The sequence below is a fragment of the Alteromonas confluentis genome (genome assembly GCF_001757105.1).
Lineage (GTDB): Bacteria > Pseudomonadota > Gammaproteobacteria > Enterobacterales > Alteromonadaceae > Alteromonas > Alteromonas confluentis.
Map to the genome: position 1 here is coordinate 186,218 of NZ_MDHN01000015.1, position 14,259 is coordinate 200,476.

Genomic DNA, 14,259 nt, shown 5'->3' on the forward strand with positions numbered 1-14,259 from the left:
TTGGTTGAAAGAGTTTTCAATTTCTCATCGATATCCCCTGAACGACTGCAACAAATACGTCACAGAACTGTCGTTCAGTTGTCATAAGGATTCCTTAGGTTGATGTGTTTTTGATGAAGGCCAGTCGTGCACTCATCACATTACAAATAATAATGATCAGAGGAAACAGCATGTTGAATAACAAATATAAGATGGGTGTACTGGCGTTAATGGTGTCAGCCGCATTAACCGGATGCAGCCTGGATGGCGATGATGGTGCACAAGGCCCCCAAGGTGCTCAGGGTGAGCAGGGCGCTAGCGGTGCCGACGGTCAGGATGCCAGCTTAGGTGTAAACCTGGAAGTCGTCGGTCGCGCTGTTGTTGGCGGTGTGGGCGCGGCTGAAATTGTCCAGTATCACGCAGGCACGCAAACAGTGTACGCCACCAATGGCGAGTCTGACACCATCTCGGTTATCAGCATTGCGGATGTAACCAGCGAAGCGCTGGAAGCTCCCACTTCCTCTACCAACCTGACCAACACCTCTATTGAACTGCCAACAGAAATTGATGGCGTGGCTTTAGCTGGCCTCACGAGCATTGCTGTGTTCGATGACCTACTGGCCGTTGCTATTCCAGCGGACGAAAAAAGTGACAACGGCTTTGTTGTCTTTTATAGCGGCCTTAACGACAGCGCCCCCGTGTTGCTTTCTTCAGTTGAAGTTGGGAACCTGCCAGACAACGTAGTATTTACACCCGATGGCACAAAAGTGCTTACGGCAAATGAAGGTGAGCCCTCTGATGACTACACCATCGATCCTGAAGGTTCAATTAGCGTGATCAATGTCGCGGATGGTGTACCGGCAGATTCGGCGACTACGCTAACTTTCGAAGGTTTCAACGACAGCCAGGCTGATCTTGAAGCCATGGGTATGATGTTCCCTAATCCTTCCGGTCGTACCATCAATGGTGTCACCATTGATACCACGGTTGCCATGGATCTTGAACCTGAATACATCACTGCTACCAACGACATGGCGTATGTTTCTTTGCAAGAGAACAATGGCGTTGCAGTTGTTGACTTAGAAGCGATGACGATCAGCATTATGGGTTTGGGCGTGAAGGACTGGGGCGACTACCAAATTGATGTTCAGGAAAATGGCGAAGTCAGCTTTGGCCAGTACGACGGTCTTTACGGCGTATACATGCCTGACACGATTACCAAAATGGAATGGAACGGTGCTACCTTCCTGCTGACGGCCAACGAAGGTGATGCTCGCGAATATATCTTCGACGCAGATGATGAAGCGGCTTGTTTGGCTGCCGGCGGACTGGAATTTGACGACGGTGACTGCCTGGCATACACCGATGAAGCAAAAATTGAAGATCTGACTGCTGCAACCAACTCTGAGCTTGCCATGCTACAGGCCAACGGTGAAGCAGACGACCTGCGTGTAACCACGGCGATGGGCGATGCCGATGGCGACGGTGAATTTGATGCCGCTTACACCTATGGTGCCCGTTCATTTACTATCTGGGATCAGAACGGTCAGGTTGTTTACGACTCTGGTGACGATTTCGAGCGAATCACGGCGTCGGTGCACGGTGCGGCGTTCAATAATGGCGACGACGAAAACGAAGGTGACAGCCGTTCTGAAAACAAAGGGCCTGAGCCAGAAGCGATTGCGGTAGGCACAATCGGTAGTCGTACTTATGCGTTCATTGGCCTGGAGAGAATGGGCGGACTGTTCGCTTATGATGTTACCAATCCTTATAACGTGAGCTTCTCAGCATACGCGATTAATCGCGACCTAACCGAAGGGTTAACGGTTGACGATGGTATTGGCGATCTGGCGCCGGAAAGCATTGTTTTTGTTACGGCGGAACAAAGTCCTACCGGTGAACCTCTGCTGATTGTCGGCAACGAAGTGAGTGGTTCTGTTACACTTTGGCAGGTCACTGCGAACTAACCTGTTCGACGATTTTACTTACATGATCAACCCGGGTTCCGGTAACGGCCCCGGGTTTTTGTTTATCTGAAGTGTCATGACTTTTGATGTCTAAAACGCTAAGCTACGCAAAACCCAACCGATTTACCTGAACGGTTTTTGCTCCAGCCTGCGTGAAGTCTAACTTTTAGCCATGCAGGTTTCAGAACACATGTGTCACGACAGATAAAAAGAGAGCTATTCATGTCAGAAAACGTTGTTATTAGTGGTGTGGGCCTGTGGACTCCACAACACGTCATTACCAATGAAGAACTGGTTGCCAGCTATAATGCCTACGCTGATAAATACAATGAAGAAAATGCGGCAGACATTGAAGCAGGTACATTGACTGCTAAACCCCATTCCAGCGCAGAATTTATCGAAAAAGCATCGGGTATTAAACAGCGATATATTTACTGCAAAGAGGGTGCACTTGATGTAAATCGTATGCGCCCAGATATTGCTGAACGCGGCGACGACGAGCTGTCACAACAGGCTGAAATTGCCCTTGAAGCTGCCAAAAAAGCATTGGCTGCGGCGAATAAATCGCCTGAAGACATCGACGCGGTGATTGTGTCATGTGCTTACACCCAGCGTTCGTACCCGGCTATTGCCATTGAAGTGCAAAACCAGTTAGGCATTAAGGGCTTTGGTTTTGACATGCTGGTTGCCTGTTCCGCGGCAACTTTTGGTATGCACAGAGCCTGGGAAATGGTGGCTTCGGGGAATGCTCGGGCCGTGTTGGTTATTAACCCAGAACTGGTGTCGCCGCAGGTCAATTACACCGACCGTGACAGCCATTTTATCTTCGGTGATGTAGCAACGGCTACCGTGCTGGAATCTGCAGAAACGGCCACGTCTGCGCATCAGTTTGAAATTTTAAGTACCAAAGCGGTCACCCAGTTTTCCAACAATATTCGCTCGAACTTTGGCTACATGAGCCGAGCAACCGACGCAGACCCTTATGGCGAAGATAAGCTATTTCATCAAGCGGGTCGGAAAGTCTTTAAAGAGGTTTGTCCTATGGCGGCCAGCCATATAGAAGACCACCTGACTAAACATGATTTGAAGCCTGAAAATGTGCGCCGCTGGTGGTTGCATCAAGCCAACATCAATATGAACTTGTTGATTGCCAAGCGCCTTTTAGGGCGCGACGCTACCGCCGATGAGGCGCCCATCGTGCTAGACCGCTACGCCAATACCGCGTCTGCAGGGTCGGTTATCGCCTTCGCGTTACATCATCAAGATCTCAGCGCGGGTGATGTTGGCGTACTATGTTCTTTTGGCGCGGGTTACTCTATCGGCAGCCTGGTAATAAAAAAACGATAATAAGCGCGACACGCGTTGGAACGATGAAATAGGGAAGTCATGATTTCTGATATTGGTTACGGTCTGAATGCAGCCGGGTATTTTGTGCTTTTGCTGCTGTTGTTCACTGTGCGCAAGTCAGGGCTTGCCAAACACTTGCTGGTACTTGCTACCATGGCGACCATGGTGTGGTCGCTGAGTTTTGTTACTCAGCTCACCGGCCCTATTTCGGTGAAACAGTTGCTCATCGCAGACTCACTGAAGCAACTCGTTTGGCTGTTGTTCATTGCCGGTTGTCTGCAAGACAACTTTGACAACCTTTGGCAGGTGCTACGACGGCCTGCCACCATTGCAATCCTTACGCCGCCCGCTCTGGCGCTGGTGGCGCCACTCATTACCGTTATTCCGCATACCTGGCAATTCCTGTTTTTAACTGTTCTGTCGTTAGAAGTGCTCATTTTACTCGAGGTGCTCTATCGTCAATCAGGCGAAAACCAGTGGGCGTTCAAGCCGCTGGTGCTGTATCTCGGTGCCATTCATTTATTTGAATTCGTCATGTATGCGAATGCCACCATGGTCACGCAAATAGAGCTTATCTATCTCGTATCCCGTGGTTACATTTATCTGTTGATGATGCCATTGCTGATTGTCGCTATTCGTCGCATTAAGCACTGGGGCGTCGATATCTTTATCTCCCGGGAAGTGGTACTGCACAGTTCTTTACTGTTGGTGGCGGGTATTTACTTGCTGGTGATGGCGTTAGCGGGTTATGTGGTGAATTTTATCGGCGGTAATTGGAGTTCAACCATTCAGACCGTGCTGGTGGTGCTGTCGATGGCATTGCTGATCACGCTGGTAATTTCGAACAGTATTCGTACCCGCATTAAAGTGTTTATAACCAAACACTTTTTCGCTAACCAATTTGACTACCGGGTAGAGTGGGTAAAACTCACGCAAGCACTCTCGTCGACAGACGGTAGCACCGCCCCAGACGTTTACGGCAATGCGCTTCACGGGTTGCTCGGGGCGATTAACTATGAAAATGGGTTACTGCTTAAATCTAACGGCATCGATTTTGATGTGGTTGCCAATGAAAATTTCGACAAGCTGTTGCCGGAAGAAGCCGACATCGTCAAGCAACTGATGCCATTCTGCCAGCAGACTAACTGGCTGGTAGATATTGATGAATACGCATCTAAGCCGTTTGAATATAATGGCTTACAACTCGATCGGGAAAGGCTTAAAGCCTGTCGTTTTCAACTGGCGCTGCCATTGTTCAATCGCGAAAAAATTTGGGGCTTCGCATTGCTGAAAGCCAAAGAAAGCGAAGCGCTGGCACTGAACTGGGAAGTGCGGGACTATCTTAACGCGGTTACCGAGCAGGTTGGTACTTACTTACTTCACCACGAAGCCGCCAACGCCGTGGCAGAAAATGCGCAATTTGCTGCGTTTAACCGCATGTCGGCTTTCGTATTACACGACCTAAAAAACGTCATGGCGCAAATCGACCTTATTCTGTGTAATGCCGAGCAGCATAAACATAACCCAGAGTTTATTGAAGATACCTTTGAAACCCTGCATTATACTAAGGCCAGAATGGATAAAATGTTGCGCCAGCTTACGGAGAAGAAGGTTGATGAAACCGGTGTATTTTCGGCGCATAAGCTTTCCGATTTGATCAATCGCTTAATGGATAGCCGTTGTCAGTCTTTGCAGCCTCTGCCTACCATTGAAGTAGAAAGCGAAGAAAATGTAGTGGTCGATCCTGAGAAATTTAGCAATGTGATGTACCATTTGGTAAGCAATGCGCAACAAGCAACGTCCTCCGAAGGGTTTGTGCGCATCACTCTTGAATGCGACCCAGCCAGCCAGCAGCAAATTGTGCGTATAGAAGACAATGGCTGTGGCATGGACGAAGCCTTTATAGAACAGCGCCTGTTTAAGCCATTCGATACCACTAAAGGAAACGCGGGCATGGGGATTGGCGCCTATGACGCACGAAATTATATGCAATCTATTGGCGGAAAATTGTCAGTAGATAGCGAAGTTGGAAAGGGAAGTTGTTTTACCCTGGTGTTTCCACTGGACTAACAACACTCACTGTTCCCATAACGTAATACTATTTATGGAATTTTAAGAATGACCGATACGATTCTTGTTGTCGACGATGACCTCGGCATCCAAAAACAGTTGAAATGGAGCTTTACTGATTACGATGTGGTCTTTGCTGATGACAGAACCTCGGCTATTGCTCAGTTACGTCGTCACGAACCGAAGGTTGTAACTTTGGATCTTGGCTTGCCGCCTGATCCCGCCAATGCGTCAGAAGGGCTTAAAACCCTTGAAGAAATTATGGCACTGGCACCACGCACAAAAGTGATTGTGGTAACAGGCAATAACGATAAAGAAAATGCGCTTAAAGCCATCGACCTTGGCGCTTACGACTTTTATCAAAAGCCAATTGATTCAGACACCATCAAGCTGTTGGTGCAGCGCGCACTGAACCTGGCCAACCTGGAGCACCAAAACAGGATTTTGGCGAAGGCGCGTCCTGCCATGGGCAGAATCATTGGTAATTCCGATGCCATTCAAGCGGTAATGCGCAAAGCGGAGAAGATTGCTGGTACCGACATAAGCACACTGCTGCAGGGAGAAAGTGGTACCGGTAAGGAAGTGTTTGCACGCAGCATTCACGAACATAGCCCCCGTAAAGATAAGCCTTTTGTTGCAATTAACTGTGCCTCTATTCCGGAAAACTTGCTGGAAAGTGAGCTGTTTGGTTACGAAAAGGGCGCATTTACCGGCGCCAACAAAACCACCTTGGGTAAAATCGAAACGGCTCAGGGCGGCACACTGTTCCTCGATGAAATTGGTGATATGCCTATTGGTCTACAAGCCAAGATGCTGCGCTTCTTACAGGAGCGAGTGATTGAGCGAGTGGGCGGCCGTGCCGAAATTCCGGTTGATATTCGGGTGATCTGTGCAACGCACCGTGATTTACAACAGATGGTTGCCGACGAAACATTTCGTGAGGATTTGTATTATCGCGTAGGTGAAATTCCTATTTTCATTCCGCCTTTGCGGGAGCGGGAACAGGATATTATTCTGTTGGCGCGAACCTTCCTTAACACCTATCGAGAAGAATTTAACGCGAAAGCGAAAAGTTTCTCAGACAATGCTATTCAAGCCATGCTGGCGCACAAGTGGCCTGGCAACATTCGTGAAATGCAAAATAAGCTGAAGTCTGCGGTTATTATGGCGGAAGGCTCGGTGGTGCAAGCTGAAGATCTCGGCTTAATGGCACCGCGAGGTGACGCTGAGCCAGAAACGCTGAATTTACGCGAAGTGAGAGAAATGGCGGAAAGCCGTGCCATTCGTCGAGCCTACCAAACGGCAGACAAAAACATGTCAAAAACAGCGGAGTTACTGGGTGTTACCCGTCCTACACTGTATTCCCTGATTGACAAATATCACATGGAAGATATAAAGACTGGCGTTTAGTCTGCGCATACGTAAAGCCGCGTTGTTGAGGCGTTAGAACGAAGGCTTAATCTGGCCAGTAGATGCTGGCTAGATTATTCAACGACGTTTTGACATTTGTGCCGCTAATACCAAATCTATGTGCAATGGGCGTAAGCTCATCTGTTGGGTGAAACGCGCCAGTCGCGTTTTCTACGCCAACCCAACAATCCCGCTGAGAAATTTTCGCGGCATATAGGCAGTAGTCGGTGAGAGAAAAGGTTTGCTCCCAACTAAATGCTGCTGAACGTTCCGGCCATAGCGGCAATGCCGAAAATCCCACACTGCAGGTAAGATGGATAACCTCTCCGTTAGCCACGATGAACCGCTTTTGCCTTACCGCTTCAATCAATCGATTTGCCAAATCGGTCAATTCTCTTCTATCGGCCTGACGACAGATGATCAGAAACTCTTCTCCTCCCCATCTCACTAACAGATCGGTGCTTCGAAATAGTGTCTTTAACACCTGAGTGAACTGTACGAGGACCTGATCGCCAGCAAGGTGACCGTATTCATCGTTAATCCGTTTAAAGTGGTCGATATCGACCAGAAAACATAGCAAATCTTGTTTGGTTGCATGTTGTAGATGCTCAGCACTGGCGTAATAGTGCTGCACTCGCGTAATTTCACCAGGAAGATGGGCATTCAAAAAGTTGCGGTTGTTGAGTCCCGTGAGCGGATCGCGCATGCTCACTCTTTCTAAGGCTTTGTTGGCTGCTTCTAATTCGGTATTTTTTAATTCGAGTTCACTGGTACGGGCTTTTATCTGTGCTGCAAGGAAACGATTTTGACGATACTGTTCGTAGCGTCCCCAGCACAAAAAGATGAGCAGAAGGGCAGATACCAGCGAACCTAATACAAACATATTGTACAAACTGCGTTGTCTGAGTGCCGCGAGTTCCTGTGTTGCCACCAACTGTTGTTTTTCAAGTGAGAGGGTACGAATTGCCAACTTAGCATCGGCACTGGTTTTTGCCAGGTAGGCAGCTTGTTCTTCTGTAAGTTGCTTACTGAATACCGGTGTGGTGTTGTCGGCCAGGTCATAGTCTTGTGAATTGGCCACAGTACAAAAACTACAAAACGCAGTGAGTACAATAATACTGCGGTACCAGAAACTCTTCATCATCATCCTGTCTTGAAAAAGTTAACAGCAAAGGGAAGCATTAAATGCTTCCCTGGGTGGTCGGAGAGCACTCCATGTCACTCCGTATTGTGAAATGCCTTATTATTACGGCAGAATAAAAATCAGGGGGTATTGTCGGTGAGAACAGACTCTATCTCGCCGTTAATTTGTTTTTCAATCCAGATCCTGATTAATCTGGAACGACATATCCCGGTCGTTTCTGATAACTCGCCCAGTTTATTAATGGCATCTTCCGTTAGCGTGAAGGTGGCTCTACGCATGGGGCCCGCAGGCAACGCTGTAACAACGGGGGCGGGTTCTGGCAACGCGTAAAGCTTTGCGCCCGAGGGCTTACCAGCAGCGTAGGTGAGCGCATCGTCAATAAAACTATCAATACTGACCGGCGCCGCAGGTTTAGCTGACGGCGTGGATTTTTTGAGACTGCAAAGGCTCATAAGATTCCCCCTTACCCCGGGACAGAAGCTCTTCGATAATACTGCGAATTTCCGACGATGCTTTGCCGGTAGGCTCACTTTCCATTACCGACTGGCCGGATTCCTCAGAATCATCATACATATTGCGACTGAATGTCACGGCATCCAACACCGGCACTTCAAAAGAGCGGCAGACCTCTTTGGCTTCTAATATGCGACTGGCCAGAGAAGGAAGGGAAGGACACTGGGTGATAACGAATGCCGCATTCATAGTGGGGTTAACCATTTTACACGTCGATAAAATGTCTTCCATATGAGGTACGGTTTTCAGGTCGCGACGTTTCGGACGCAAAGGAATAAGAATGTGGTCAGCCACCGCCATGGATGAGCGCAGAGCGAGGTTATCCTGACCACCGCAGTCGATAACGACAAAATCGTAATGTTCGCGCAGACTGAGAAGCTCATTACGGATCTTTCCGTATAGCTGAACGCAGTTAATCGAAGGTAACTTTTCGTTTGCCTTGCGTTCCTGTATCCAGTCTGACGTGGTGCGTTGAGGGTCGCAGTCGACCATCAGCACGCTGGCATTTTTTTCAGTTCGTAAATATACAGCGATGTTTTGTGCGAGACAGCTTTTTCCGCTGCCGCCTTTTTCGCCACCAACTAACACGATCATTGTCAGTTCCTCAACGTTCGCTACAGCAACCACTGCAGCTAATGAATGTGACTGAAAAAGTGAACCTAAGTCCCGAAGAACTATGTTTGTTCGGTAACCCCGCTATCGTGGTCTGCTACACAGACGGTAGACCGGAGGCTTTGCGTCACGGGTTTTCACGCCGCTTTGCCTTTTTCAACAGATTTACTACAGGCATTACAGCCGATTGTGGCTGCAGTAACCAGTTGGTGAGATAGTAGTCAAAACTGAATGCCACCGCCGCATGTTACGGAATATTCAGGGATAAAATAATATACCTTTTATTTCTGGGCTACCGGTGCAAATAAACCGTATCTGCACACCGTTTATCCAATGCATAACCATCCTAAACCGGTTTTTATCTGTTACTATTAAGAGGTTATCAATATTTATACCAGCGAGAAGGAGAGGCGAGTGTCTAAGGCTGCCTTATTCAGTGCACTGTTGTTGGTTATTAGCGCCACAACAACCGCAAAGGAAAACGAACTGAATGACGGATTCGCCGCTTTCAGTCATTTGTATGAAGAGCGGTTAGGGCAGGTGCGAGCCTGTATGAACCGTTCAGTGACGCGATTCGATGTGTGTTCACCGGCCCTGCGAAACGACGGAAATGCGCCCTATATCCTTCATCACGGAAATAAAACCGCGAAAGTGGCCGTACTGCTCCACGGTCTGAGTGACTCGCCCTTTTATATGACGGGCATTGCCCGCTCGCTTTACGACAAAGGGTTTAACGTGATTGTGCCGCTGAACGTCGGGCATGGTCAGCTAGAGGCCGATGATGAAATGAGTGATAGCCAGCTCGATGAGCGCTGGGCAGCACATTTGAATGATGTGATGGCGCTGGCCCCCCAGTTTGGCGACGACATTTTCCTCGGCGGTTTTTCGACAGGTGGGGCACTGTCGGTACAGCACTATCTTCATCACCCGGATAATATCAAAGGGTTAATGTTATTCTCTGGTGCACTGGCGCTGGATAGCGGGGTAGAGCGGTTGTCAAAAATCTGGGGAATTAGTCTGGTTGCCCGGATGATCGACGGCACCTATGTTACCCAAGGGCCCAATCCGTATAAATACCCGACTATTGCTAGCTTCTCCGGGCTGGAGTTAATGGATGTCATTAACGATATACGCGAACAATACGAAGACGGTAAAACCATCGATATACCGGTATTTGCAGCCCATTCGCAGGCCGATACCACTACGCCCATTGTGGGCATTGAGACCTTGATGGCGCACACGACCACCAAAACAAATACCTTCTTTGTTATTGATGAGAGTTTCAAAACTTGTCATGCCGACGTCGTGGTTAACAGCAAAATGGTGGTAGACATGCATTTCGACGATAGCAACGTGGACTTGCGAGACAACTGCGCCGCACCGCAGGCAAACCCGCTGTTCCGGCAGATGATTATGATGTTAGGTAGCTTTGTTGATGAAGTGGCGGAAAAAGGCTGAAAAGCCAATTGACTCCACATGCCATAACGATTACCTTTTAGGCATCACGTACAGGAAAAATAATGAACCTTACTACCAGCGCTATCAAGGCAACTCACATCGCTCTCATTATTCTACTCGCTATTCTTAGAAATGGGCGGGTTTGCTAGTACGTAAATAAATACACTAAACCCGCCGCGAAGGCGGGTTTTTTATTTCGTCTTCGTGGTTATAAACCAGGAGACGACAGACCATGAACCACCCAATATCCCAGCAGTTACATGCGTTGCATCAGGCTGTAAATAGCAATGATGCCGCCGCATTGCAGCAACTCTATAAAGATGACGCTGTGCTGGTAGATAAGCCATTTATCTCTGAGCACCGCGATATTCACGGCGCGTTACACGAGTTTAAGTCTCGCTATATGCCAGAACATGTGGTGTCCCATGGTGATGAGGTGGTGATTGAAGCGGGCGATACCGCGTTGGTGATCAGTAAGTTGTACCTGAACAGCAAACAGGCCATCGACAAGATGGGCTGCGACTATAAAAAAGCCATTTACGTGTTTCGTAAAAGTGAGGGCGGGGAGTGGCAATGCGCCATCGACAACTTTTTTGGTGTCGATCTCATTGATTATGTGTAATGGCCGCAGGGCTGATATTGAATTTCAGCCCTTCGCTCCCATATCTGATGCACAGATAATGCGGTCTGCCTATTCTTGCGTCCGCAAACAGAAGAATTAAACCGTGAATCACACACCACTACCGAACAGGCAAGCCAGCCGGACCATGCAATTTGTGTCCGCTTTTTTGTTGTTCCTGGTGTTAGCTGCTGCAGCAAACAGTGGTCACCGGTTTACTGGTAATACGTCGACGAATTACGCGCCCTTTGAGCATTACGGTGGCCTGGTACTTTCGCGCACAGATTTGCTGCCCTCAAGACAAACCTTACCTAAAGCGTCTCGTGTTAGCTTTGAGGGTAATGGTACTGAATGGACGGAGCAAAACTATCCTCAACCGGCAGTACACTGGCACCTTCGTGGCATTGTAAGTGAGTCGGTTTATTCCGTTTTATTCACACCGGCGTTTCGCTGGTTCCGCCCCTTACTACGTGCACCACCTCAACCTTAGAACTTTCGCTTTCACGGGCTAAACGCCCATTTTGCTGACAATTTCTAAGGATAAACATGAAAAAATTCTCCGTACGGGGCGTGATATACGTGCTCGTAATTTTGCTTGGCCTATTCAGCGCCTTGCCTAACCTGCTCCCCGCTTCTGCGCAGCAGAAACTGCCAGAGTGGTATACCCAGAATCAGCTATCGCTGGGATTGGATTTACAGGGTGGCTCCCATCTTTTGCTCACTGCCGATACGGCCCCGCTGTTCGACAAAGCCTTTGACGATATGCGTGAAAGTCTGTTTAAACAGTTTCGCGATGCTGGTATTCGCTATCAGGTACAGTCGGCGGCGAAAAATCACCTTCAGTTCACCTTGATGGCGAATGCTAATGCGCAGAAGGCGTGGGATATTCTCACGGCCTATCGCTACAGCACCGAGGGTAAACCTCAGTTCGCGATAGACCGCAACGACAATGTGATTTCGGTTGCGCTAACCGATGAATACAAAACCGCGCTGGTGAACGATGCCATGGCGCGTAGTGTGGAAGTGGTGCGCCGCCGACTGGATGAAACCGGTCTTGTCGATCCCAGTATCTCCCGGCAGGGCGATGACGGTGTATTAGTTCAAATGCCGGGTGTGACTGACCCCTCAGCTATTCGAGATCTCCTTGGCACCACCGCGCAAATGCGCTTCCACTGGGTGACCGACGGCAGTCAGCGAACCGGTGTTATTCGTGTTCCCGACATGCAAGGGAACACCACCTACACATTGGAAAAGCGGGTGGCGATGGAAGGCGAACACATCAGTGATGCCCAGCTAGCGTTCGACCCCAATACCGGCAACCCTGTCGTGAATTTTAAACTCGATAGTGTAGGTGGCAGTTTGTTTGCAGACATGACCCGTTCGCATATTGGTGTGCCTTTGGCTGTGGTGCTCGACGGCAAAGTCATTACAGCACCGGTGATCCGGGCGGTTATTGGCGCAGGTGGCGGTGAAATAAGCGGCGACTTCACCGCTAACGAAGCTAAAGAGCTGGCGCTTTTACTGCGTGCAGGTGCATTACCTATGCCTCTGCATGTTATTGAAGAGCGTACGGTTGGGCCGGATTTAGGCAGTGATGCTATTGAAATGGGATTAACCACCGGCCTCATTGGTGCCGCCATGGTGTTGGCTCTGATGGTGGTACTGTACGGCCGTTGGGGCGTAATTGCCTGTACCAGCCTGGCAATTAACATTGGTATGTTGTTTGGTGTGCTCAGTGTGTTTGGTGCCACTCTCACGTTGCCCGGTATCGCAGGGATAATTCTGACGTTGGGCATGGCGGTAGATGCCAATATTCTGATTAACGAGCGCATAAAGGAAGAATCCCGGCGTGGTAAACCCGCGGGTACGGCTATCCGGGCTGGCTTCGACAAAGCGTGGTCAACGATTCTCGATTCCAGCCTAACAACACTCATTGCTGTGAGTTTGCTGTTTATGTTCGGTAGCGGCCCGGTGAAAGGGTTCGCCATTACCATTGGCATTGGTTTGTTTACGAGTATGTTCACCGCTATCGCGGTCACCCGATTGCTAATCTCAGCCGTCACCCGCGGGAAAGAGCGTCAGGTACTGCAGTTCCCTGGCTATGGTTGGTTCACGCGAAAAGCCGGAACCCCGATAAACTTTCTTCGGGGACGAGTCACCGGCCTATGTGTTTCTGCATTTTTGTCGGTGGCCTCAGTGGTGGCCTTTTTCACGCCAGGTTTACAGTATGGTGTTGATTTTACTGGTGGCACACTGGTCGAGGTAAGTACGCAGCACGTCCAGGTTGATGAACTGCGCAGCGCTTTTGAAGCCAATGGTATCGAAGGCGTGTCTATACAGGAGTTTGGTAATCAGGGGGACTACCTGATTCGTGTGCCCGTTGCAGACAGTCCAAGTACGGCCAATGCGGAAGGTGTGAATACCGAGCAATCTGAACCCGATACGAGCTATCAGGTCGCGCAGTCGGGTCAGGTAGCAGCAGTAAAACAGGTCGTGCAAAGCCTTGATAAAGATGCAACCTTTCCTCGCGTTGATATGGTGGGCTCAAAAGTCAGTGGTGGCTTTGCAGATGCTTCTATTTTAGCGGTATTGATTGCAGGTGGTGGCATTCTGGCCTATTTATGGCTGCGCTTCGAAAGTCACTTTGCTTTAGCGGCCACCGCCACCATTGCGCTAGACCTCACCAAAACCATTGGTTTCTTTGCGCTCACCGGGCTGGAGTTCAATCTTACTGCGGTGGCAGCCTTATTGGCACTGATTGGTTATTCTATCAACGATAAGGTCGTGGTATTTGACCGGATCCGGGAAGGATTCCGTATGACACCGGATAAACCCATTGAGGAGGTGCTCAATAGCAGTATCACCGCAACGTTAAGCCGTACGGTGTTTACCTCATTAACCACGTTGCTGGCATTGTTACCTATGGGCATTGCTGGCGGGGCGTCGGTCGCGAGTTTTGCGCTGCCCATGCTATTTGGCATCGTTATTGGCACCAGTTCCTCTATATTTGTTGCATCACCTATTCTTTATTACCTCGGTAAACGCCGTGAGGCAAAAGGATTGGCGCAACTGCGTCCAACCTCAGAAGAAATCAGGGAGTCGCTGGCGCACATTCCCTAACACTGACAATGCAGAGCCAT

The 14,259-nt window shown here is 49.2% G+C and carries 11 protein-coding genes and 1 riboswitch; of the genes, 8 read left to right on the forward strand and 3 right to left on the reverse strand.

Annotated features, from left to right (window positions below):
- The first annotated feature begins 170 nt into the window (after nucleotides 1-170).
- From BFC18_RS07785 to prsR, 4 genes are all read left to right on the forward strand, one after another.
- Nucleotides 171-1,946: a choice-of-anchor I family protein gene (locus tag BFC18_RS07785; RefSeq protein ID WP_070124956.1), complete on the forward strand. Its 1,776-nt coding sequence runs from the start codon at nucleotides 171-173 to the stop codon at nucleotides 1,944-1,946.
- A 222-nt stretch (nucleotides 1,947-2,168) separates the two neighbouring features.
- On the forward strand, nucleotides 2,169-3,293 hold the full coding sequence (locus tag BFC18_RS07790; RefSeq protein ID WP_070124958.1) for a beta-ketoacyl-ACP synthase III: 1,125 nt from the start codon (nucleotides 2,169-2,171) through the stop codon (nucleotides 3,291-3,293).
- 39 nt (nucleotides 3,294-3,332) lie between these two features.
- Nucleotides 3,333-5,363, forward strand: a complete 2,031-nt coding sequence (gene prsK, locus BFC18_RS07795; RefSeq protein ID WP_070124959.1) for an XrtA/PEP-CTERM system histidine kinase PrsK — start codon at nucleotides 3,333-3,335, stop codon at nucleotides 5,361-5,363.
- 48 nt (nucleotides 5,364-5,411) lie between these two features.
- Complete coding sequence (gene prsR / locus BFC18_RS07800) at nucleotides 5,412-6,773, forward strand: PEP-CTERM-box response regulator transcription factor (protein ID WP_070124961.1); 1,362 nt, start codon at nucleotides 5,412-5,414, stop codon at nucleotides 6,771-6,773.
- A gap of 46 nt (nucleotides 6,774-6,819) precedes the next feature.
- Here prsR and BFC18_RS07805 read toward each other — a convergent pair whose 3' ends face one another.
- From BFC18_RS07805 to BFC18_RS07815, 3 genes are all read right to left on the reverse strand, one after another.
- Entirely contained in the window at nucleotides 6,820-7,914 is a 1,095-nt protein-coding gene (locus BFC18_RS07805) for a GGDEF domain-containing protein (protein WP_070124963.1), read from the reverse strand.
- A 122-nt stretch (nucleotides 7,915-8,036) separates the two neighbouring features.
- The gene (locus BFC18_RS07810) at nucleotides 8,037-8,369 is read right to left on the reverse strand and encodes a ribbon-helix-helix domain-containing protein (RefSeq protein WP_070124964.1); all 333 of its coding nucleotides are present in this window, start codon (nucleotides 8,367-8,369) and stop codon (nucleotides 8,037-8,039) included.
- Complete coding sequence (locus tag BFC18_RS07815) at nucleotides 8,329-9,024, reverse strand: AAA family ATPase (protein ID WP_070125092.1); 696 nt, start codon at nucleotides 9,022-9,024, stop codon at nucleotides 8,329-8,331. The genes BFC18_RS07810 and BFC18_RS07815 overlap by 41 nt, the downstream gene beginning before the upstream one ends.
- A gap of 89 nt (nucleotides 9,025-9,113) precedes the next feature.
- A riboswitch (cyclic di-GMP riboswitch) is annotated at nucleotides 9,114-9,204 on the reverse strand.
- Nucleotides 9,205-9,456: 252 nt separating this feature from the next.
- Between BFC18_RS07815 and BFC18_RS07820 the strand changes: the two genes are divergently transcribed.
- The 4 genes from BFC18_RS07820 to secD all read left to right on the forward strand — a co-directional run bounded on the left by BFC18_RS07820 (nucleotide 9,457) and on the right by secD (nucleotide 14,239).
- The gene (locus BFC18_RS07820; RefSeq protein WP_070124966.1) at nucleotides 9,457-10,500 is read left to right on the forward strand and encodes an alpha/beta hydrolase; all 1,044 of its coding nucleotides are present in this window, start codon (nucleotides 9,457-9,459) and stop codon (nucleotides 10,498-10,500) included.
- Nucleotides 10,501-10,732: 232 nt separating this feature from the next.
- A complete protein-coding gene (locus tag BFC18_RS07825; RefSeq protein WP_070124968.1) occupies nucleotides 10,733-11,122 on the forward strand; it encodes a YybH family protein in 390 nt (129 codons plus the stop codon).
- A 145-nt stretch (nucleotides 11,123-11,267) separates the two neighbouring features.
- On the forward strand, nucleotides 11,268-11,609 hold the full coding sequence (locus tag BFC18_RS07830; RefSeq protein ID WP_070124970.1) for a hypothetical protein: 342 nt from the start codon (nucleotides 11,268-11,270) through the stop codon (nucleotides 11,607-11,609).
- 56 nt (nucleotides 11,610-11,665) lie between these two features.
- Nucleotides 11,666-14,239 carry a protein translocase subunit SecD gene (gene secD / locus BFC18_RS07835; protein WP_070124971.1) on the forward strand — a complete coding sequence of 858 codons (2,574 nt, stop codon included), beginning with the start codon at nucleotides 11,666-11,668 and terminating at the stop codon, nucleotides 14,237-14,239.
- Nucleotides 14,240-14,259 lie beyond the last annotated feature (20 nt).

Excerpts from the sequence above, each read along its gene's own strand:
- BFC18_RS07785 (WP_070124956.1), top strand. The coding sequence starts at position 171 with ATGTTGAATAACAAATATAAGATGGGTGTACTGGCGTTAATGGTGTCA.
- BFC18_RS07790 (WP_070124958.1), top strand. The coding sequence starts at position 2,169 with ATGTCAGAAAACGTTGTTATTAGTGGTGTGGGCCTGTGGACTCCACAA.
- prsK (WP_070124959.1), top strand. The coding sequence starts at position 3,333 with ATGATTTCTGATATTGGTTACGGTCTGAATGCAGCCGGGTATTTTGTG.
- prsR (WP_070124961.1), top strand. The coding sequence starts at position 5,412 with ATGACCGATACGATTCTTGTTGTCGACGATGACCTCGGCATCCAAAAA.
- BFC18_RS07805 (WP_070124963.1), bottom strand. The coding sequence starts at position 7,914 with ATGAAGAGTTTCTGGTACCGCAGTATTATTGTACTCACTGCGTTTTGT.
- BFC18_RS07810 (WP_070124964.1), bottom strand. The coding sequence starts at position 8,369 with ATGAGCCTTTGCAGTCTCAAAAAATCCACGCCGTCAGCTAAACCTGCG.
- BFC18_RS07815 (WP_070125092.1), bottom strand. The coding sequence starts at position 9,024 with ATGATCGTGTTAGTTGGTGGCGAAAAAGGCGGCAGCGGAAAAAGCTGT.
- BFC18_RS07825 (WP_070124968.1), top strand. The coding sequence starts at position 10,733 with ATGAACCACCCAATATCCCAGCAGTTACATGCGTTGCATCAGGCTGTA.
- BFC18_RS07830 (WP_070124970.1), top strand. The coding sequence starts at position 11,268 with ATGCAATTTGTGTCCGCTTTTTTGTTGTTCCTGGTGTTAGCTGCTGCA.
- secD (WP_070124971.1), top strand. The coding sequence starts at position 11,666 with ATGAAAAAATTCTCCGTACGGGGCGTGATATACGTGCTCGTAATTTTG.